Origin of the sequence: Actinoallomurus spadix, from assembly GCF_024055725.1 — a bacterium.
Classification (GTDB): domain Bacteria; phylum Actinomycetota; class Actinomycetes; order Streptosporangiales; family Streptosporangiaceae; genus Actinoallomurus; species Actinoallomurus spadix.
This window is the reverse complement of sequence record NZ_JAMXMX010000024.1, coordinates 40,799-58,413: the sequence shown is the minus strand read 5'-3', so window position 1 is coordinate 58,413 and position 17,615 is coordinate 40,799. Positions and strand designations below refer to the sequence as shown.

Below are 17,615 nucleotides of genomic sequence, written 5' to 3'. Positions count from 1 at the left end.
GCCGGTGCTCCGACCTCTAGGAACCACCCATGATCTCCTCCCCTACGAGCGCCGCACCCCGCGGCCACTTCGCCGGCCGGTCGCTCGGTGACCTCGCCGCCGACCTGCGGCGGCGCCGCACCACGGCCACCGACCTCGCGCGGCACGCGCTGGACGCCGTCGCCCGGCTCGACCCCCTCGTCAACGCCTTCACGACCGTGTCCGCCGACGAGGCACTGGCCGCCGCCCGGCAGGCGGACCGCGAACTCGCCGACGGCCTCGACCGGGGTCCCCTGCACGGCATACCGGTGGCGGTCAAGGACGTCATCATGGTCGCGGGCCGTCCCGTGACCATGGGCTCACGGCACTTCGCCGGCCACGTGCCCACCACCGACGCCGACTGCGTCCGGCGGCTGAAGGAGGCGGGCGCGGTCCTGGTCGGCCAGACGACCACGCACGAGTTCGCCTACGGCCCCACGGGGGACCGCTCCGCGACCGGTCCCTCCCGCAACCCGCGTGATCCCGGACGGATGTCCGGCGGTTCCAGTGGCGGAAGCGCCGTGGCCGTCGCGGCGGGCATGGTCCCCCTGGCGATCGGCACCGACACCGGCGGCTCCGTCCGCATCCCGGCGGCGCTGTGCGGGACGGCCGGGTTCAAGCCCGCGTACGGCGTACTGCCGACCGGCGGCGTGTTCCCGCTGTCCAAGACGTACGACCACGTCGGCCTGCTCGCCGCGAGCGCGGAAGACTGCCGGATCGCCTACCACGCCCTCGTCACCGGCGGCCGGCCGTCGGCGGAGCACGCGTCCCGAGTCGGCTGGCTCGACCCCCGCACGCTGTTCCCCGTCGACGCCCGCGTGCTGCGCTCGGCGCGTACGGTGCTGGAGTCCTCGACCGGCCCGCTCGACGAACTTCGCGTTCCGCAGCGGGTCGCCGAGGAGCTTCGCGAGGCGTACACCGCGATCCAGAGCGGCGAGGCGGCGGCCGTTCACGCCGAACGCCTGGCCGAACGACCCGACCTGTTCGACCCGGAGGTCCTCGACCGCCTCCGGGCGGCCGCCACCGTGCCCGCCTGGCGGTACGTGCGGGGGCTGAAGGCACGTCCGCGCCTCGCCGACGCCGTCGACGCGCTGTTCGAGCGGCACGACGTCCTGGCGCTGCCGACCGTGCCGATCGTCGCGCCGCTCATCGACCGGAGGGAGGTCGACCTGGACGGCGGGCGGGTGGGCGTACGGGACGCCCTGCTCGCGCTGACCAGCCCGTGGAACGTGCTGGGCCTGCCCGCGCTCACCGTTCCGGCCGGGACGGTCGACGGCCTGCCCACCGGGCTGCAGCTCATCTGCCGGATCGGCGAGGAGCACCGGCTCTTCGAGACCGCCGCCCGCGCCGTCCCCCGAACCGACCACGAGAGTCCCCTGATTGGAGAGTCACATGTCCACTGACCACGAGATCCTTGAACTCCCCGACTTCGCGCTGGAGCAAGGGGGCACCCTGCGGCCGGCCCGGCTCGCCTACAAGACGTACGGCCGGTTGAACGCCGACCGGACCAACGCCGTCCTGTTCCCCACCTGGTTCGCCGGGGACCACCGCTCCAACGAGTGGCTGATCGGGGAGGACCGCGCACTCGACCCGCGGAAGTACTTCGTCATCGTGCCGAACCTGTTCGGCAACGGCGTGTCCTCGTCCCCCTCCAACACCCCGGCGCCGCACGACGCCGCCGACTTCCCGAACGTCACCATCCGCGACAACGTCCGGGCCCAGCACGTCCTGGTCACCGAGCACCTCGGCATCGAACGACTCGAACTCGTCCTCGGATGTTCCATGGGCGCCCTGCAGACCTACCAGTGGGCGGTCACCCATCCGGAGATGGTGGCGCGTGCCCTGCCGTTCTGTGGCGCGCCGAAGACCTCGCCGCACAACGTGGTGTTCATCGAGAGCCTGCGGGCGACCCTCACCCTGGACGCCGCCTACCGCGACGGACGCTATGAGGCTCCGCCCCTCGCGGGCATCAGGGCGTTCTCCCGCGTCTACGCCGGCTGGGGCTTCTCCCAGGCGTTCTACGGGGAGGAGACCTACCGGCAGCTCGGCTTCACGACGCTGGAGGAGTTCCTGACCGGGTTCTGGGAGGCCAACTTCATCGACCAGGACGCCAATGACCTGCTGGCGATGCTGTGGACCTGGCGGCACGCCGACGTGTCGGCCACGCCCGGCATGGACGGCGACATCAAGCGCGCGCTCGGCTCCATCACGGCCGAGACCCTCGCCCTCCCCGCGGAGAAGGACCTGTACTTCCCGCCCGAGGACGAGATCCGCGCCGCGCAGCACATCCCCGGCGGCCGGGTCCGGGTGATCCCCGGCATCTGGGGCCATCTGACCGGCGGCGGCGCCAACCCCGCCGACGCCGCCTTCATCGACGGGGCCGTCCGTGACCTCCTGGCCACCGGGACCGACGGCCGAGGGTAGCGGTGCGGGCGAGGTCACCCTCCAGAGCGCCGGGTGAACGTGGCGCGGTAGGCGCTGGGCGTCGATCCGGTCCGTCGGAACAGGTGCCGGCGCAGGGAGTCGGTGGTGGCGAGGCCGCTGAGCCGGGCGATGCCGTCCATCGGCAGGTCCGTCGTCTCCAGAAGTTCCTGCGCCCGGATCACACGCTGGTGAAGAAGCCACTGGAGAGGGCTGAGGCCGGTCTCCGCGTGGAACCTGCGGGCCAGGGTGCGGACACTGGTCCGCGCGTGGGCGGCGAGGTCGGCGCGGGTGAGCGGTTCGTGCAGGTTGCCGAGTGCCCAGGCCCGCGTCGCGGCGAGCGAGGTTCCGGTCTCGGGCGGCAGCGGCGTCTCGATGAACTGGGCCTGTCCGCCCGGTCGACCCTCGGCGCCGAGGATGCGCGTCGTTCGGACGACGAGGATCCTCGGCACCGGCGCGCGCTTCACAGGGCGAGGGCCTCGACCGGGGGGAGGCGAGCGGCGCGGGCGGCCGGGTAGAGGCCGGCGAGCACGCCGATCAGCAGGGCGGACCCGGTGCCGCCGAGCACCGCGAACGCCGGGATGACCGCGGGCCAGCCGCGCGACGCCGCGTACACCGCGGTGCCCAGGGCGCCGAGCGCCGCGCCGGCGCAGCCGCCGAGCGCGCAGACGCTGACCGACTCCGCGAGGAACTGGCCGCGGATCTGTCCCCGGGTGCTGCCCAGGGCACGCCGCAGCCCGATCTCGGGTCTGCGTTCCAGCACCGAGATCACCATGGTGTTGGCGACGCCGACCCCGCCGACGAACAGGGCGACCCCGGCGAGGCCGATGAAGAGGCCGGAGAAGGCGGTGGAGGTGATCCGCTTGGCGGTGAGCGCGTCGGACGGGCGGCTGACCTCGACCTTGGCGGGGTTCTCCGGGAAGACCGTGGCCGCGAGCACCGACCGTACGCTCTCCACTTGGTCCTCGCGTGCCCGGACGAACAGCTCGGTCGGGTGCCCGTCGAACCGCAGCCACCGGCGGGCGGCCGGCCAGCCGACGAGCACGGAGCGTTCGACGTCCGGGGCGAGGGGCAGCGGCGCGAGTACGCCGATGACGGTGAACCAGCGGCCGCCGATCCACACCATCGGCGCGGAGGCCCCCGCCGGGACCGAGGTGATCCCGAGGCGCGTCGCCGCCTGGTCGCCGAGAACCACGGTCGGCAGCGCGGCGGTGGTGGCGTCGAGGTACCGCCCGGACGAGACGTGCCCGCCGATGGCCGGCAGCAGGTCGGGCCGGGCGGCGAGCACGGTGAGGCCGGAGCCGTCCTCGGGCGGGATGCGGTCGGTTCGCTGCACGGTGGCGTGGGTGTTCGCCACCGCGCTGGCGCGCTGCACGGGGCCGATTCGCGTCACCATTCCGGCCGCGGCCTCGGGGACCGGCGGCAGGGTCTGGGGCTGTTCGTCCATCTTCGCCTGGACGCGCAGCAGGTTGGTGCCGAGTGCGGACAGCCGGTCGTTCAGGGCCTGCCGGCCGGACGCGGGGATGCCGACCACCACGACGATGGTGGCGATGCCGATCGCGATTCCCAGCGCCGACAGCACGGCGCGCAGGGGGCGGATGCGCAGGCCCGACAGGCCCAGCGCGAGCAGGTCCGCGACGGCCATCCGGACCGGCGTGGTCGGGCCGGGCGCCGTCCTTCGACGTGTCCTTCCCCGGCGCGTCATTCCCCGGCCTCCCGCGACCGGCCCTGCGACCGGCCTGCCTCCCGCAGCCGGCCTGTCTCCTGCGGCCGGCCTGTCTCCTGCGGCCGGCCTGTCTCCTGCGGCCGGCCGGAGTCGAAGCGGATGCGGCCGTCGACCAGTTCGACGCGTCGCGGGAGCGCGGCGGCGATGTCCCGGTCGTGGGTGATGACGGCGATGGTGGTGCCGGCGCGGTTGAGGTCCTCCAGGAGCCGCAGGACCGTACGGCCGGTCGCGGTGTCGAGGGCGCCGGTCGGTTCGTCGGCCAGGACGATCGCCGGGTCGTTGACCAGGGCGCGGGCGATGGCCACCCGCTGGCGTTCGCCGCCGGACAGTTCGTTGGGGCGGTGCGCGGCGCGGTGGCCGAGGCCGACGCTTTCGAGTGCGGCGGCGGCACGGGGGCGCCGTTCCCGCCGGGGGACGCCGGCGTACAGGAGCCCGGTGGCGACGTTGTCCACGGCGGACAGGCCGTCGGCGAGGTGGAACTGCTGGAACACGAACCCGATGCGCCGGGCCCGCAGCGCGGACAGGCGGCGGTCGGGGAGGGCGTCGGCGTCGATGCCGTCGATCCGTACGCTTCCGCTGGTCGGCCGGTCGAGGGTGCCCATGACGTGCAGCAGGGTGGACTTGCCGGATCCGGACGGTCCGACGACCGCCAGCAATTCGCCGTGGTGGACGTCGAGGGAGACGTCGTCGAGGGCGCGGACGCCGCCGGGGTAGACCTTCTCGGCGTTCCGTACGGCGAGGGCGGGGGTCATGAGGCGATCACCACGCGCATGCCCTCGGCGAGGCCGGTGCCGCTGACCTCGACCATGCCGTCGGCGAAGAGGCCGGTCCGTACGCCGACGAGTCTCTTCGCGGTGCCGTCGGCGACCTGGAGGGCGTATCCGCCTTCGGCGAGCGCGAGCAGTGCCGTGACGGGGACCGCGAGCACGCCACGGCGGGCCTCGGCAGTGATCTTGACGTCGACGGATCCGTTCACCTCGGCGATCGCCGACTGGTCGGGCACGGTCACGGTGGCCTTCTGTTTCGGTGGCCCGCCGTCTCCGGCGCCGGAGTCGTCGGCGGCCGAGTCGGTGACCCGGGTGACCTTGCCCGGGGTCCGCCCGCCTCCGGGGATCAGCACCGTGACCTTCGCGCCGGCCTTCAGGGTGGGGGCGGTGGTCTGCGTCGGGTCGAGCTGGAGGGTGATCGTCTTGTGGATGGAGGTGTAGGCGAACAGCTCACCGGTCGCGGGGGAGCCGAGCTGCGCCTTGCGCGCGTCGATGCGCACCGGCCGCGGCAGCATGACCGCGTCGCCGGCGCCGACGGTTCCGGTCTCCTTCAGCCCGTTCGCGTGCTGCCAGCGTTTCACCGCCGCCTTGGTGGCCGGTCCGAACCGGTCACCGGTACCGGCGTCGCCGTGGCCGAGCGCCCGCAGGTTCTCGATCAGCTCGCGGACGTCGGGGCCGGGGGCGACGCCGGCGCGCATCGTGCGGTACAGCGGGGTCGCGCCGATGAGCAGCGGTACGGGCCTGGCGTTCACCGCGTACAGTCGCTGCCCGCGCCGGACCACGGTCCCGGTCTTCGGCAGCCAGGTCAGCGTGCCCGGTTTGCGGCCGGTGAACAGAGTGGACGCGCCATGGCCCACGGTGCCGGGGACGGTGACGGAGGTGTTCAGGTCCATCCGGCGGATCCGTACGGTCTGGGCGGCGGCCGGCGTGCCGTCCGCGACGACCGGGGGCCGCTCGGTGAACCGGCTATAGGCGATCGCGGCGGCCACGGCGACGGCGAGCCCGGCGGCGAGCCCGGGCATCAGCCATCGGTTCACTTATGCCCGCCGCCGACGGAGAGTTCCTTCTCGCAGACGGGCGTCAGGTTCAGGCCCTTGCTGATGGAGGCGCGGTCGTTGTTCTTCCCGCCGAAGGAGATGGCGTTGCGGTCCTCGCCGGGGCCGGCGGGGGTCTCCTCGACGTACCGTACGCCCTTGTTCCGCAGGCACCGCACCAGCTTGTGGATGAAGTCGAGCGACTCGGGGTTGGCGGTGTCGTACTGCCACGGCGGCAGCGGTTCCTTGTTCTTGCACGCGGCCTCCGCCTTGGCCTCGACCTTCGGATCGACCCGTACGGCCTTCGGTCCTGAACCGGCTCCGCCCTTCGGCTTGAACTTGCTGAGGCCGTTCTGGTCCAGGCAGCGGTTGTAGGTGGCCCAGAGGGCGTCCTGTTCCTCCGGGGTCATGTCGAGGCGTTCGCGTGGCCGGGCCTCGGGGTGCGACGCGCCCGAGGCGCGGGCGCTCGTGGTGCCCCCGGCGCCCGGGGTCTGCAGGGTCGCCACCTTCGGCTTCGGCTGCGACGAGCCGCACGCGGCCGACGCCGAGAGCGCGGTCACGGCCGCGAGGACGCTGAGACGTCGTGTCAGGGTCATGCCCGAAAGGATGATCGGCGAATGTGAAGAACCTGTCAGGACGTCGTTCAGGTTCCTTCACGTGTCGCCGGCGGTTCCTTCACGGACGGCGGGCGGTTCCTTCACGGGTGGCGGGCAGGCGGACGGTGAACGTCGTGCCGGCACCGAGTTCGCTGTCCACGGTGACGGTGCCGCCGTGCGCCTCCACGAGCTGGCGGACGATGGCGAGTCCGAGGCCGCGGCCGCCGGTGACGCGGCTGCGCGACTTGTCCGCCCGCCAGAACCGTTCGAAGACGTACGGCAGGTCCTCCGGTGCGATGCCGCTGCCGGTGTCGCGGACCGCCAGGACGATGGCGTCGCCGTCGCGGTGGCCGTGCAGGGTGATCCGGCCGTCCGGTGGGGTGTGCCGCACCGCGTTGACGACCAGGTTGCCGACGGCCTGCCGCAGCCGGACGGGGTCGGCGTCGAGCTGCAGGTCCCCGGAGGTCTCGACGGTGAGCCGGGCGGGGTGGGCGGCGGCGACCTGTGCGAGGAGTTCTCCGGCGTCCATGGGTTCGGGATGCAGGCTCAGCCGCCCGGCGTCTGCGGAGGCGAGTTCCTGCAGGTCGTCGACGAGGTGCTGGAGTACGAGGGTCTCCTCCAGCAGGGACGCCAGCAGCTCGGGGTCGAGGTCGGCCACGCCGTCCTGCGCGGCGATCAGCCAGCCCCGGATGTTGCCCAGCGGCGTGCGGAGTTCGTGCGAGACGTCGCTGACCAGGTCCTTACGCTGCTGCTCGGTGCGGGCCAGGTGCTCGGACATCTCGTTGAACGCCGCGGCGAGCTCGGCGATCTCCCATTTGGCCCGTACCTCGGCCCGGGCGGTACGGTCGCCGCCGCGCATCCGCTGGGTGGCGGCGGTCAGCGCCCGCAGCGGCAGCAGCACCCGGCCGGCGAGCAGGACGCTCACGCCGACGGTGAGAACGAGCACGGCCAGGGCGGCGCCGACGATCCGGGTGGTGCCGGCGGCGGGCAGCCCGGCCGGGGAGCGCGCGTCTCCCGCCGGAGCGCTGATGAACAGCAGGGCGGCGGGGGCGACGTACGGTTCCAGTACGGCGCGCCTGCTCGACCCCAGGCATTCGAAGAACGTCTGCCGGGACTCGGTGGCGACGATGAACGTCAGGCGGCCGGTGGCGGTGAGTACGGCCTGGTAGGGCCGTACGGAGTGGCCCTTGAGACAGTCGGCGAGGTAGTCGTTGAGGATGCCCAGCGCGGTCGCCTCCGTCCTGGTCGGGGTGACCACGGCGTCGCCGCGCGGCATGCGGTCGCAGTGCGGTGCGGGAGCGGCGTTCGACCGGACGTACGGCCGGCCGCCGGGCGTCTCGGCGACGGCGGCCTGCTGCCCGGCGGCGCGCATGCACGCCACCTCCGCGTCCGCCGTACGGCGGAGGGCGTCGTGTTCGCCGGCGCGCAGCCGGAACGGCCCGACGGCCCGGGGGTCGATCCGGTCGTCGGGGACGGCCGGCGACAGGGTCACGTCCACGGCGAGGGGGTCGGCCACGGCCGTCGGCGTGGCCGGCAGCGGCGGGTCGTCGGGCCCGAACGCGCCGGCGATCGGCACCCGGTTCCCGGCGGTCAGGCCGATCCGCATCCCGGTGCGCCTGCTCAGGTCGGCGAGTACGGGGGCGACGTCGGCCCAGCTCGGATGGGTCGCCGCGTAGGCGAGCACGCCGTCGTATATCCGGGCCACGGCGGCGCGGTTCTGCCCCTGCTCTGCCTTGATCGTTCCGGTGGCGCTCTGCACGGACAGCCACGCGGTCGCCCCGATCGAGCAGATCGCGACCAGCACCGTCCCGGCGAGCAGCCGGACCCGCAGGCCGCCCCGCCACCGAGGCTCAGTCGCCGGTGTGCCGGCCATCGACGATCTTGTATCCGACGCCGTAGACGGTCCGCAGGTAGGCGGGCCTGCGCGGGTCCTGCTCGACCTTCTTGCGCAGGTTCATCACGTGCACGTCGATGGTCCGCTCGGTGATGTACCCGTCGAGCCCGTAGGCGTTCTCCAGCAGCCGGCGGCGGCTGAAGACCTGCCCGGGCGCGGCCATCAGCGTGCTCAGGATGCGGAACTCGGCGGGCGTGCAGGCGACGGCCCGGCCGCCCACCCGCACCTCGTGCCGCAGGGCGTCCACGGTGAGGTTCCCCACCCGCAGGGGCGGCGCGGCGGCCGGGCCCGGCGCGCGCTGCGACCGGCGCAGCAGCGACCGTACGCGCGCCATCAGCTCGCGCGGGTCGTACGGCTTGGTCAGGTAGTCGTCGGCGCCGAGGTCGAACCCGAGCAGCTTGTCGTCGGCGCCCGCCCTGGCCGTGACCATCAGCACGGGCAGGTCGTACTCGCGCCGGAGGACCCGGCAGACGTCCAGGCCGTCGAGCTCGGGCATCATCACGTCGAGCACGAGCAGGTCGGGCCGGTCCCGGCGGACCTCGTCGACGGCGGACCGGCCGTCGGCCACCACCCGCACGGAGTGCTCCTCACGGCGGAGGTACCTCCGCACCAGCTCGGCCTGCTTCGGGTCGTCCTCGGCCACCAGAATGTACGCGCACACGGTCCTCTCCCCGCTGGGCGTGCCCCATGATGCCGGAGTCCGCCCGAAATTCCGGGGAATCGCCGTTTCAGCCGTCCGCGTCCAGCACCTCGTTCACGAGATCGTCGAGGTGGCGGAGCGCCGCGCCCTTCTCCTCCAGGCAGAAGTCGACGTAGTTGACCAGTGCCCAGGCCGCGTAGACCCAGGCGAGGGACTCGGCGTGGGAGACCGGGCCGAAGGCGTCCCGCCATCCGTTCGGGGAGATGCGGAGGAACGCCGCGGTCATCCCGCCCGCGATCATCGGGAGGACCCCTTCGGGCACCACGCCGAGTCTGCGGATCTTGCGGACGGCGGCCGGGATGAAGTCGAGCGGCGGCTCGGGGAACGTCGCGCCGAGGAACATCAGGAGGGTCATGCAGCCGGTACGGACGTCGTCGATGGCCTGCTCGTCGGCGAACCGGTCCGCGAGACGCCGGGCTAACCGGTCGTCCGGTGCGCCCAGCTCGTCGTTCAGCCCCCGGACCAGCTCGATCGCCAGGTCGAGGTCACCAAACTCGTCGAGGTACGCGCGGTCCGGCGCGTCGCCGTCGGTCCTGTCGGTCATGCGACGACGTTAACCCCACCGGGCCGTCACGTGTGACGTCTTCGCCGCGCTCCGTGACGGCGGAGCCGGGTGCCGGGGTCAGGGGCGGGCGTAGCGGATCTCGATCGAGCCGGAGGAGGTTCGCGCGTCGATGCGGCGGGTGGCGGTGTCGTCGGCCAGGCCGCCTTCGACGGACGGGGCGCCGAAGGACGCCTTCGTGGTCACCTGGTAGCGCTGTCCCGGAGGCAGGAAGACGGCGAGCGCTCCGGAGCTGGCCTTCGCCGTGACCTCCTGGGGGGCCTGCGCGAAGGTCAGGTCGACGGAGCCGGAGGACAGCGCGGCGTCCACGCGGCCGGACCGCAGGCCGGTCCCCCTGATCACGCCGGAGGTGGCGCGCGCCCGGACCGGCCCGGCGAGGTCGCGCATCGAGACGACACCGGAGGAGGTCGACAGCCGCGCCGGGCCGGTGAGCCCTTCGGCGTCGACCGTGCCGGACGATGAGGTCGCCCGCACCTCCACGCCGGCCGGGACGCGGACGCGCAGGCCGACACTGCACGAGAGGGCGGACAGCGGTGCCCGCGTCCCGCACCGGCCGCTGAGCCGGAGCGTCGTGCCCTCCCAGGTCGCCTGGACGTGGGGCTTGCGCATCGCCCACTTGAGCGTCTGGTCCACGGTCACCCCGCCGGTACCGTCGCCGACGACCGTGAGGTCACCGGCGCCGATGTCGACCTCCAGCGCCGTGATCGGGCGCGTGCCGACGGCGAGGCGGCTCCGCTGTGTCTGGCGGATCAGCCGGCCCCACATCTGCACGGCGTTGGGCGCGACGATGACGAACGCGGTCAGCGCCGCGACGAGGGTCCACAGTCCCCGGCGGCGCGGGCGCGGCGGGGGCGTGGCGGCCTCGGGTTCACGGGTGCGCGGCACGTCGGTGATCATGATCCGCCCTCCAGGAAGCGGAGTACCGCGAGGACGCGGCGGTGGTCGGCGGCGGCGCCCTCGACGAGGCCGAGCTTCGCGAAGATGTTGTTGATGTGCTTGGCGACGGCGCTCTCGCTGACGACGAGGGCCTGGGCGATGCCGCTGTTCGAGCGGCCCTCGGCCATCAGCGCGAGCACGTCCCGCTCGCGCGGGGTGAGGGCCTGCAGCGGGTCGCTCTGCCGCCGGACGAGCAGCTGGGCGACGACCTCGGGGTCCAGGGCGGTGCCGCCGGACGCGACCCGGCGCAGCGCGTCGAGGAAGGACGAGACGTCGGCGACCCGGTCCTTCAGCAGGTAGCCGATGCCGCTGGTGTTGGTGGCGAGGAGGTCCGCGGCGTACCGCTCCTCGACGTACTGCGAAAGGAGCAGCACGGCGACGTCCGGCCACTGGCGGCGGATGACGAGCGCCGCCCGTACGCCCTCGTCGGAGTAGCCGGGGGGCATCCGCACGTCCGCGATCACCAGGTCGGGCCGGTGCTCCCCGACCGCGGCGAGCAGGCCCTCGGCGTCGTCGGCGGCGGCCGCGACCTCGAATCCCGACGTCTCGAGCAGCTTGATCAATCCGGCTCGCAGCAGGACGGAATCCTCGGCGATCACAATGCGCACGGCAACTCCACGGTGATGACGGTCGGCCCCCCGGCCGGACTGGTGATCCGGAACGTACCGTCGACCGACGCCACGCGCTGCCGCAGTCCCGTCAGGCCGGTGCCGTTGGAGGGGTCGGCGCCGCCGACCCCGTCGTCGGTGATGGTCATCCGCAGCAGGTCCTCCTCACGGGTGAGCGTCATCTCCACGTGCGCGGCGCGGGCGTGCTTGGCGACGTTGGTGAGGGCCTCGGAGGCGACGAAGTACGCGACGGCCTCGACGGTCGGCGCGGGGCGTTCGGGCACGTCGACGCGGAGCGTGACGGGCAGGGGCGCGCGGGCGGCGATGCCGGACAGGGCGGCGTCCAGGCCCCGGTCGTCGAGGACGGCCGGGTGCAGGCCCCGTACGACGTTCCGCAGGTCGGTGAGGGCCTCCTTGGCCTCGGTGTGCGCCTCGGCGATCACCCGCATGGCGTGGTCCGGGACGTCCGTGAGCGTCTCGCGGGCGAGGCCGAGGTTCATGGCGAGGGAGACGAGCCGCTGCTGCACGCCGTCGTGCAGGTCGCGTTCGATGCGGCGGCGTTCGGCGTCGGCCGCGTCGACGACGCCGGCCCGCTTCTCGGCGAGGTCCTCGACGCGGCGTTCGAGCTCCTCGGTACGGCTCGGCCCGAGGAGGGCCAGGGCGGCGCGGGTGTCCAGCCGCGCCACCAGCGCCGCGACGGTCGGCGTGACGATCAGGAGCAGGACGCCGGACGCGGTCAAGACGTTGATCAGCTTCTGGTGGTCCGGGACGTAGAGCGGGCTGTACGGCGGCAGCGCCCACGCGTACGCGTACACCCCCGCCATGCCGAGACCGGCCGCCCACATCACGACGACCAGCAGCCCGCCGAGGCCCAGGAGGGGACCCGCCAGCAGGTGGTAGGCCAGCGCCCGCCACATCGCCCCGGAGCGGAGCACGGCGCGGAGATCGAGCACGGTACGGAGGTCGCGTGCGGTACGGAGGTCGAACACGGTACGGAGGCCGAGGCGGCCGCGGGGCGGGGCGGGCACGTCGACGCCGAGCAGCCCCCACAGGCGGCTCCGCTGCACGGCGTTCAGCGGCCACAGCGCGGCGAACAGCGTGAGCGAGACGACGGTGGCGAGCAGGATCTCCGGCAGGGTGGTGGGCGCGCCGACCCAGGGCAGGGCGACCAGCGACACCGCCACGGCGTGGACGGGCACCCCGGCCGTGACGAACGTCGTGTTCCGCCACGCGCCGCGCGACCACGGAAGGTGGTCGGTCCAGGAGGGGGAGGCGCGGTTCGAGGCGACCGCAGGAGTCATGGGGCGACTCTAATTCGGGGAGATCACGTCGTGCCATGGAGCAGGTGCCTGGCCGGGGGTGAAGGCAGTACCACCCCGAGGTCGGAAAGCGGCGTGACTGACGGTGACGCCGCCGATCGCGATGCTTATGATCATGTCGCTCATCACCGCCGCCCCGCCGCCCCGGACCCGCACCGGCCACCGCCCGCCGGTCTCCCGCGTCGCGCCGTACGAAACCCGTACCGGCTCCCGCCCGCCGGCCTCTCGTGTCGCGCCGCGCATCCGCTCGCGGCGGCCGGCGTGGCTGGGCCTGGGGCTGATCGGCGCCGGGGTGGCGCTCCTGCCCTGGCTGTTCGTGCTGGCCACCAGCCTGCCGGCGACGACGACCGCCGCCCACTGGCGGGTCGCCTGGGTCGGCCTCGACACCCTGGAGGCGCTGTCCTTCGTCGCGACGGGCGCGCTGCTGATCCGGCGTGACCCGCGGGCGTGCCTGACCGCGATGGTCACCGCGACGCTGCTGCTCGCGGACGCGTGGTTCGACGTGTCCACCGCCGCGCCCGGCGCGGACCAGGTGACGGCGGTGGCGATGGCGGTGGTCCTGGAGGTCCCGCTGGCCGTGTTCTCCGCCGTCCTCGCCTACCGCACGCTGCCCCGCGCGCGGTGACGGGGTCAGCGGCGCAGGCTGATCAGCTGTCCTCCGGCGGGTTGCCGGGCGCGGGTGTCCCCGGACAGCAGGGCGCGGGCGCGCAGCACGATCTCCAGCTCGAACCGCAGGTCCGGGTCCTGCAGCCGGTCGCCGAACAGGTCGTCGAGCTGCCGCAGCCGGTACCGCACCGTCTGGGGGTGGACGTGCAGCCGTACGGCGACCTCGTTGGCGTTGCGCCCGGCCTGCAGCCACGCCAGCAGTGTCTCGGCCAGCCGGTCCTGCTGGCCGGGCCGCAGGTGCGCCAGCGGGGCGAGTTGCCGGGCGGACAGGGCGGCGAGCAGCTCCTCGTCCTGGAAGAGGATGAGCGTGGACATGTGCTCGGCGCACCGTACGACGTCGGCGTCGTCGATGAGGCCGCGGCGTACGAGGTCGAGGCCCTGCCGGGCCCAGCGCATCGACCGGGACACCTCGGACAGTCCCACGGTCGGGCCGACGACGGCGACCCAGTCGGTGAGGGCGGCGTCGAGGAGGCGGGCGCGACCCGGCCCGTCCGGGTCGGGCACGATCAGGCAGGGCTTGGAGCGGCTGAGGTCGGCGAGGATGTCGGGCGGCACGGCGGGCCGTCCGACGTTCTGGCGGCGTTCGTAGAGGGCGACGGCGGCGACGGTGCGCGGTACCGGCCACCGGGCGACGCGGGCGAGTTCGGCGACGTCCTCCGGGGAGGCGGGGGGCCGGGCGAGGAGCAGGTTGACGAGCTGGTTGCGGCGGCGGGTCAGCTCTCCGGCCACGGCGGCCTCGGCCTGGGCGTAGCCTTCGGAGGCCGCGGCGGCGACCTCGTCCTGGATCAGCATGACCGTCTCGCCGAGGACGCACAGCAGCCGCGCGGAGAGCCGCAGCGGCTCCGCGTCGGCGGAGATCCGGCGCCAGACGGCCAGCCCGGCGACGCGGATCGCCGTCTGGAGGCCGTCGAGTCCCCGCCCTTCGCGGGCGACGCTGCGGCCGATGGCGCGGAAGAAGTCGGCGATGGGCTCGGCGTCACCGGCCCCGGCGGGCCGCCCGGACGCTCCGGGTCGTGCGGCCGCTCCGGGTCGCCCGGACGCTCCGGGTCGTGCGGGACGCGCGGCGTCGCCGGCCCCGGAGGGACGCGCGGCGTCCTCGGCGCCGGCGAGCCGTCTTAACACCTCGTCGATCACCCGGTCGATGGCCGAGCGGATGACCGTCGCGAAGGCGTCATCCCAGCGGCGGGCGTACTCGGGGATCCGGCGGTGGATCTCCTCCATCATCTCGTCGGCCAGCCCGGGTCTGACCTTGGCGGCGAGTTCGGGTGGAATGTAAGACCACGGCCGCCCTTCGTTCGTCACGCGGTACCTCCCCCAGCCCATGGCTGAGATCGCAAGTTACCGGCCAGAAGTGACTACTTGCACTAATTGTGCCAAAAGTGGCCATCTCCACTCCGCTGCGTTACCAAGCGGAGAGTACAAGTGGGTGGAAGACCCGAATGCCGAGGCGGTCGGGGGGCCGCCAGAGCGGAGTGCGGCGATGGCCAGGGTGCCGAAACCACTGTCGAATACGGGGCGAGCGCTCGATGAACGCGTCGGAGGCGCCCGTTTCTTTACGAAAGCATTGCGGAAGGTCTTTCCCGATCACTGGACCTTCCTGCTCGGCGAGGTCGCGATGTACTCGTTCTTCATCATCGTCGTGACCGGCGTCTTCTTGACCTTGTTCTTCAAACCGAGCATGCACGAGGTCGTCTACAACGGCCGGTACATGCCATTGCGCGGCGTCACGATGAGCGAGGCGTACGCGTCCACGATCCGCCTCAGCTTCGACGTACGCGGCGGCCTGCTCATGCGGCAGATCCACCACTGGGCCACGATCCTGTTCATCGGGGCCATCGTCGCCCACATGCTGCGCAACTTCTTCACCGGCGCGTTCCGCAAACCGCGGGAGATCAACTGGCTGATCGGCGTGGTGCTGTTCCTCCTCGCCCTTGTCAACGGCCTGTTCGGCTACTCACTGCCCGACGACCTGCTGTCCGGTACCGGCCTGCGGATCCTCGAGGGCGTGCTGCTGAGCATCCCGATCGTCGGGACGTACCTGACGATGTTCCTGTTCGGCGGGGAGTTCCCCGGGAGCGACATCATCCCGCGGCTGTTCACCATCCACATCCTGTTGATACCGGGCATCCTCCTGGCGCTGATCCCCCTCCACGGGGTGATCCTCACCTGGCGGCAGACGCACACGCAGTTCCCCGGCAGGGATCGCACCAACCGCAACGTCATCGGCAAGCCGATGTGGCCGGTCTTCTTCGCCAAGACCACGGCGTTCTTCCTGTGGGTCTTCGGGATCATCACGCTGATGGCGACGTTCCTGCAGATCAACCCGGTCTGGCTCTTCGGCCCGTACACTCCCGACGCCATCAGCGCGGGCTCGCAGCCGGACTGGTACATGGGCTTCATGGAGGGCTCGCTACGGCTCATGCCCAGCTGGGAGATCAACGCGTGGGGGCACACCCTCCCGATGAACGTCATCATCCCGGCGCTCGTCGTGCCGGGCCTGCTGTTCACCGGGCTCGCGGTGTACCCCTTCCTCGAACGCTGGGTCACCCGCGACTACGCGATCCACCATCTCCTCGACCGGCCGCGCGACGTGCCCGTGCGCACCGGCATCGGCATGGCGGGCGCCGTCTTCTACGGCCTGCTGTGGTCGGCCGGCGCCAACGACATCATCGCCAAGACGTTCGAGATCCCACTGTTCGCCACCACCTGGTTCTTCCGGATCACCGTGATCATCGGGCCGATCATCGCGTTCTTCGTCGCGAAGCGGATGTGCCTCGGCCTGCAGCGCCGGGAGCGGACCATGATCGAGCACGGCATGGAGAGCGGCATCATCAAACGGCTGCCCAACGGTGCGTACGTCGAGGCCGAGGTCCCGATCAACGAGACCGGCGCGGCGGTGGTCCTCGCCCGCCGGGCGCCGCCGGCGAAGGTGATGACACCGGCGGAGGCCGACGAGCACGGCGTGCTGCCCAAGGCGGCCCACCGCCCCGCGAACCGGATACGGGTCCGGCTGAACCACGCGTTCGTCGACGTCGTCCCGGCGCCGGACACCGCCTGGATCCGTACGGACGACGGAGAGGAGAAGCGCATCGCGGTCACCGGCGGCGACGGCGAACGCGCCCCGGCACGGACGAAGTCCTAGGGTTGGTTCCGGCAGGCGCCGTCGGGTGGCGGCTTGTTTTCCAGGGGCGTCTACTCAGGCGAGAGGACTCTTCCCTCAGTAGCCGCTGACGGGAACAAGGTTCCTCCCGGCGGTGTCCGCTCTGCCAGTATCACTGGGAGGAGGCGCTCTCGCGGACGGCTTCGTCGTAGAGGTGCTTGACGTCGTCGTCGAAGTAGGAGCTGTAGGAGATGTCGTCCTCGTCGCCGCCCTCGTCCCGGCCGCCGATCACGCCGACGACCCGGCCGCCGCGGTCCGGGTCGAAGTCGGCGAGCCAGGGGCTGCCGCTGGTGCCGGGGAAGTACCCGTTGCAGGCGAAGCGCAGTTGGTAGGTGTCCGCCTTCGTCGTGGCGTTGACGCAGGTGATGGGTTTGTCGGACCGCATCGGGTAGCCCGTGACGCGTACGACGTTGCGGAAGCCGGGGTCGATGCCGAGCGTGTTGACGCCGACGACGTCGCCGACGTTCTTGCCGTTCAGGGGGGCGACGACGGCGAAGCCGACGTCGAGGTCCTCGTCGGAGCCGTGGGCCCAGCGGGTGTCGACGAGCAGCGAGCGGATCTTCCAGACGCCGTACGGGGCCTTGCCGTCGTGGTACCCGGGGACGAAGACGAGGTCGCTGGTGTAGCTGCTGCCCTTGCCGCCGTGCAGGCAGTGCGCGGCGGTGATGATCAGGTTGTGGCCCGGGCTGTCGACCGTGCTGCCGGTGCAGAAGTGGGTGCCCGAGGTGTCGTGGGAGAAGATCGCCCCGACGCGGCGGCCCGCGGTGAGGGACTTCGCGGTCGGCGTGCCCTTGGGGAGAGGCGTCGGAGTGGCGGTCGGGGACGGGGAGGCCGGTGGGGCCACGGCGTTTCGCGCGCCCGCCACGGTGTGCGGCGTCCCCCCGCGGGCCTCCGTGCAGCCGGCCAGCAGGACCGTGGACACCACCAACCACAACAATTTACGCATCGCACCTCCCCTGCCGCGTTCTTTCCTTAGGGATAACCCTCGAAACTCCCCGCATCCTGGGCGCTCGCTGTGAGGTGTCCGAGCACGGCGGCCCGCCCGGTCACCGGCCTGAACAGAGTGTGACCTGGTCGTTCTCGAGGCTAGTGGGCCGCCGTACGCACTGTCGGCCACTCCGGCGGCCCTGGGGCGTGTCGTGGGCGCGCCGGTCCGTGCCTCGTGCGATCACCGATGTTCGGCGTCGCCCGCGCGGGTTAGCCTCGGG

17 protein-coding genes are annotated in these 17,615 nt (G+C 72.6%); 4 read left to right on the top strand and 13 right to left on the bottom strand.

What is annotated here, in order from left to right:
- Positions 1-29 precede the first annotated feature (29 nt).
- The gene (locus NE235_RS28975; RefSeq protein WP_252808449.1) at positions 30-1,421 is read left to right on the top strand and encodes an amidase; all 1,392 of its coding nucleotides are present in this window, start codon (positions 30-32) and stop codon (positions 1,419-1,421) included.
- The gene (locus tag NE235_RS28970) at positions 1,411-2,442 is read left to right on the top strand and encodes an alpha/beta fold hydrolase (RefSeq protein WP_252808448.1); all 1,032 of its coding nucleotides are present in this window, start codon (positions 1,411-1,413) and stop codon (positions 2,440-2,442) included. The genes NE235_RS28975 and NE235_RS28970 overlap by 11 nt, the downstream gene beginning before the upstream one ends.
- Before the next feature lie 14 nt (positions 2,443-2,456).
- Here NE235_RS28970 and NE235_RS38395 read toward each other — a convergent pair whose 3' ends face one another.
- The 11 genes from NE235_RS38395 to NE235_RS28915 form a co-directional block, all read right to left on the bottom strand.
- Positions 2,457-2,906: a helix-turn-helix domain-containing protein gene (locus NE235_RS38395; protein ID WP_252808447.1), complete on the bottom strand. Its 450-nt coding sequence runs from the start codon at positions 2,904-2,906 to the stop codon at positions 2,457-2,459.
- Positions 2,903-4,084, bottom strand: a complete 1,182-nt coding sequence (locus NE235_RS28960; protein ID WP_252808446.1) for an ABC transporter permease — start codon at positions 4,082-4,084, stop codon at positions 2,903-2,905. Before NE235_RS28960 ends, NE235_RS38395 begins: the two co-directional genes overlap by 4 nt.
- A gap of 56 nt (positions 4,085-4,140) precedes the next feature.
- Complete coding sequence (locus NE235_RS28955) at positions 4,141-4,917, bottom strand: ABC transporter ATP-binding protein (protein WP_252808445.1); 777 nt, start codon at positions 4,915-4,917, stop codon at positions 4,141-4,143.
- A complete protein-coding gene (locus tag NE235_RS28950; protein ID WP_252808444.1) occupies positions 4,914-5,969 on the bottom strand; it encodes a peptidoglycan-binding protein in 1,056 nt (351 codons plus the stop codon). Before NE235_RS28950 ends, NE235_RS28955 begins: the two co-directional genes overlap by 4 nt.
- The gene (locus tag NE235_RS28945; RefSeq protein WP_252808443.1) at positions 5,966-6,562 is read right to left on the bottom strand and encodes a hypothetical protein; all 597 of its coding nucleotides are present in this window, start codon (positions 6,560-6,562) and stop codon (positions 5,966-5,968) included. Before NE235_RS28945 ends, NE235_RS28950 begins: the two co-directional genes overlap by 4 nt.
- A gap of 79 nt (positions 6,563-6,641) precedes the next feature.
- Positions 6,642-8,435: a sensor histidine kinase gene (locus NE235_RS28940; protein WP_252808442.1), complete on the bottom strand. Its 1,794-nt coding sequence runs from the start codon at positions 8,433-8,435 to the stop codon at positions 6,642-6,644.
- On the bottom strand, positions 8,413-9,117 hold the full coding sequence (locus NE235_RS28935; protein WP_252808441.1) for a response regulator transcription factor: 705 nt from the start codon (positions 9,115-9,117) through the stop codon (positions 8,413-8,415). The genes NE235_RS28940 and NE235_RS28935 overlap by 23 nt, the downstream gene beginning before the upstream one ends.
- A 67-nt stretch (positions 9,118-9,184) precedes the next feature.
- Complete coding sequence (locus tag NE235_RS28930; RefSeq protein WP_252808440.1) at positions 9,185-9,700, bottom strand: hypothetical protein; 516 nt, start codon at positions 9,698-9,700, stop codon at positions 9,185-9,187.
- Between the two features lie 78 nt (positions 9,701-9,778).
- Positions 9,779-10,615, bottom strand: coding sequence for a DUF4097 family beta strand repeat-containing protein (locus NE235_RS28925; protein WP_252808439.1), 837 nt, complete (start codon positions 10,613-10,615; stop codon positions 9,779-9,781).
- Positions 10,612-11,262, bottom strand: a complete 651-nt coding sequence (locus NE235_RS28920; protein WP_252808438.1) for a response regulator — start codon at positions 11,260-11,262, stop codon at positions 10,612-10,614. The genes NE235_RS28925 and NE235_RS28920 overlap by 4 nt, the downstream gene beginning before the upstream one ends.
- Complete coding sequence (locus tag NE235_RS28915; RefSeq protein ID WP_252808437.1) at positions 11,250-12,563, bottom strand: sensor histidine kinase; 1,314 nt, start codon at positions 12,561-12,563, stop codon at positions 11,250-11,252. The genes NE235_RS28920 and NE235_RS28915 overlap by 13 nt, the downstream gene beginning before the upstream one ends.
- Positions 12,564-12,696: 133 nt before the next feature.
- Here NE235_RS28915 and NE235_RS28910 point away from each other — a divergent pair, with 133 nt between their 5' ends.
- Positions 12,697-13,206, top strand: coding sequence for a hypothetical protein (locus tag NE235_RS28910; protein WP_252808436.1), 510 nt, complete (start codon positions 12,697-12,699; stop codon positions 13,204-13,206).
- Positions 13,207-13,211: 5 nt separating this feature from the next.
- Here the strand turns inward: NE235_RS28910 and NE235_RS28905 are convergent, their stop codons facing one another.
- Positions 13,212-14,549, bottom strand: a complete 1,338-nt coding sequence (locus NE235_RS28905) for a helix-turn-helix domain-containing protein (RefSeq protein ID WP_252808435.1) — start codon at positions 14,547-14,549, stop codon at positions 13,212-13,214.
- A 262-nt stretch (positions 14,550-14,811) separates the two neighbouring features.
- Between NE235_RS28905 and qcrB the strand changes: the two genes are divergently transcribed.
- Entirely contained in the window at positions 14,812-16,389 is a 1,578-nt protein-coding gene (gene qcrB, locus NE235_RS28900; protein ID WP_308206170.1) for a cytochrome bc1 complex cytochrome b subunit, read from the top strand.
- Between the two features lie 130 nt (positions 16,390-16,519).
- On the opposite strand, the gene NE235_RS28895 is transcribed toward qcrB, so the two are convergent.
- Complete coding sequence (locus tag NE235_RS28895) at positions 16,520-17,353, bottom strand: trypsin-like serine peptidase (RefSeq protein WP_252808433.1); 834 nt, start codon at positions 17,351-17,353, stop codon at positions 16,520-16,522.
- Positions 17,354-17,615: the final 262 nt, after the last annotated feature.

Coding starts and splice junctions, on each gene's coding strand:
- NE235_RS28945 (WP_252808443.1), bottom strand. CDS start 6,562: ATGACCCTGACACGACGTCTCAGCGTCCTCGCGGCCGTGACCGCGCTC.
- NE235_RS28940 (WP_252808442.1), bottom strand. CDS start 8,435: ATGGCCGGCACACCGGCGACTGAGCCTCGGTGGCGGGGCGGCCTGCGG.
- NE235_RS28910 (WP_252808436.1), top strand. CDS start 12,697: ATGTCGCTCATCACCGCCGCCCCGCCGCCCCGGACCCGCACCGGCCAC.
- NE235_RS28915 (WP_252808437.1), bottom strand. CDS start 12,563: ATGACTCCTGCGGTCGCCTCGAACCGCGCCTCCCCCTCCTGGACCGAC.
- NE235_RS28925 (WP_252808439.1), bottom strand. CDS start 10,615: ATGATCACCGACGTGCCGCGCACCCGTGAACCCGAGGCCGCCACGCCC.
- NE235_RS28975 (WP_252808449.1), top strand. CDS start 30: ATGATCTCCTCCCCTACGAGCGCCGCACCCCGCGGCCACTTCGCCGGC.
- NE235_RS28960 (WP_252808446.1), bottom strand. CDS start 4,084: ATGGCCGTCGCGGACCTGCTCGCGCTGGGCCTGTCGGGCCTGCGCATC.
- NE235_RS28955 (WP_252808445.1), bottom strand. CDS start 4,917: ATGACCCCCGCCCTCGCCGTACGGAACGCCGAGAAGGTCTACCCCGGC.
- NE235_RS28970 (WP_252808448.1), top strand. CDS start 1,411: ATGTCCACTGACCACGAGATCCTTGAACTCCCCGACTTCGCGCTGGAG.
- NE235_RS28895 (WP_252808433.1), bottom strand. CDS start 17,353: ATGCGTAAATTGTTGTGGTTGGTGGTGTCCACGGTCCTGCTGGCCGGC.
- NE235_RS28930 (WP_252808440.1), bottom strand. CDS start 9,700: ATGACCGACAGGACCGACGGCGACGCGCCGGACCGCGCGTACCTCGAC.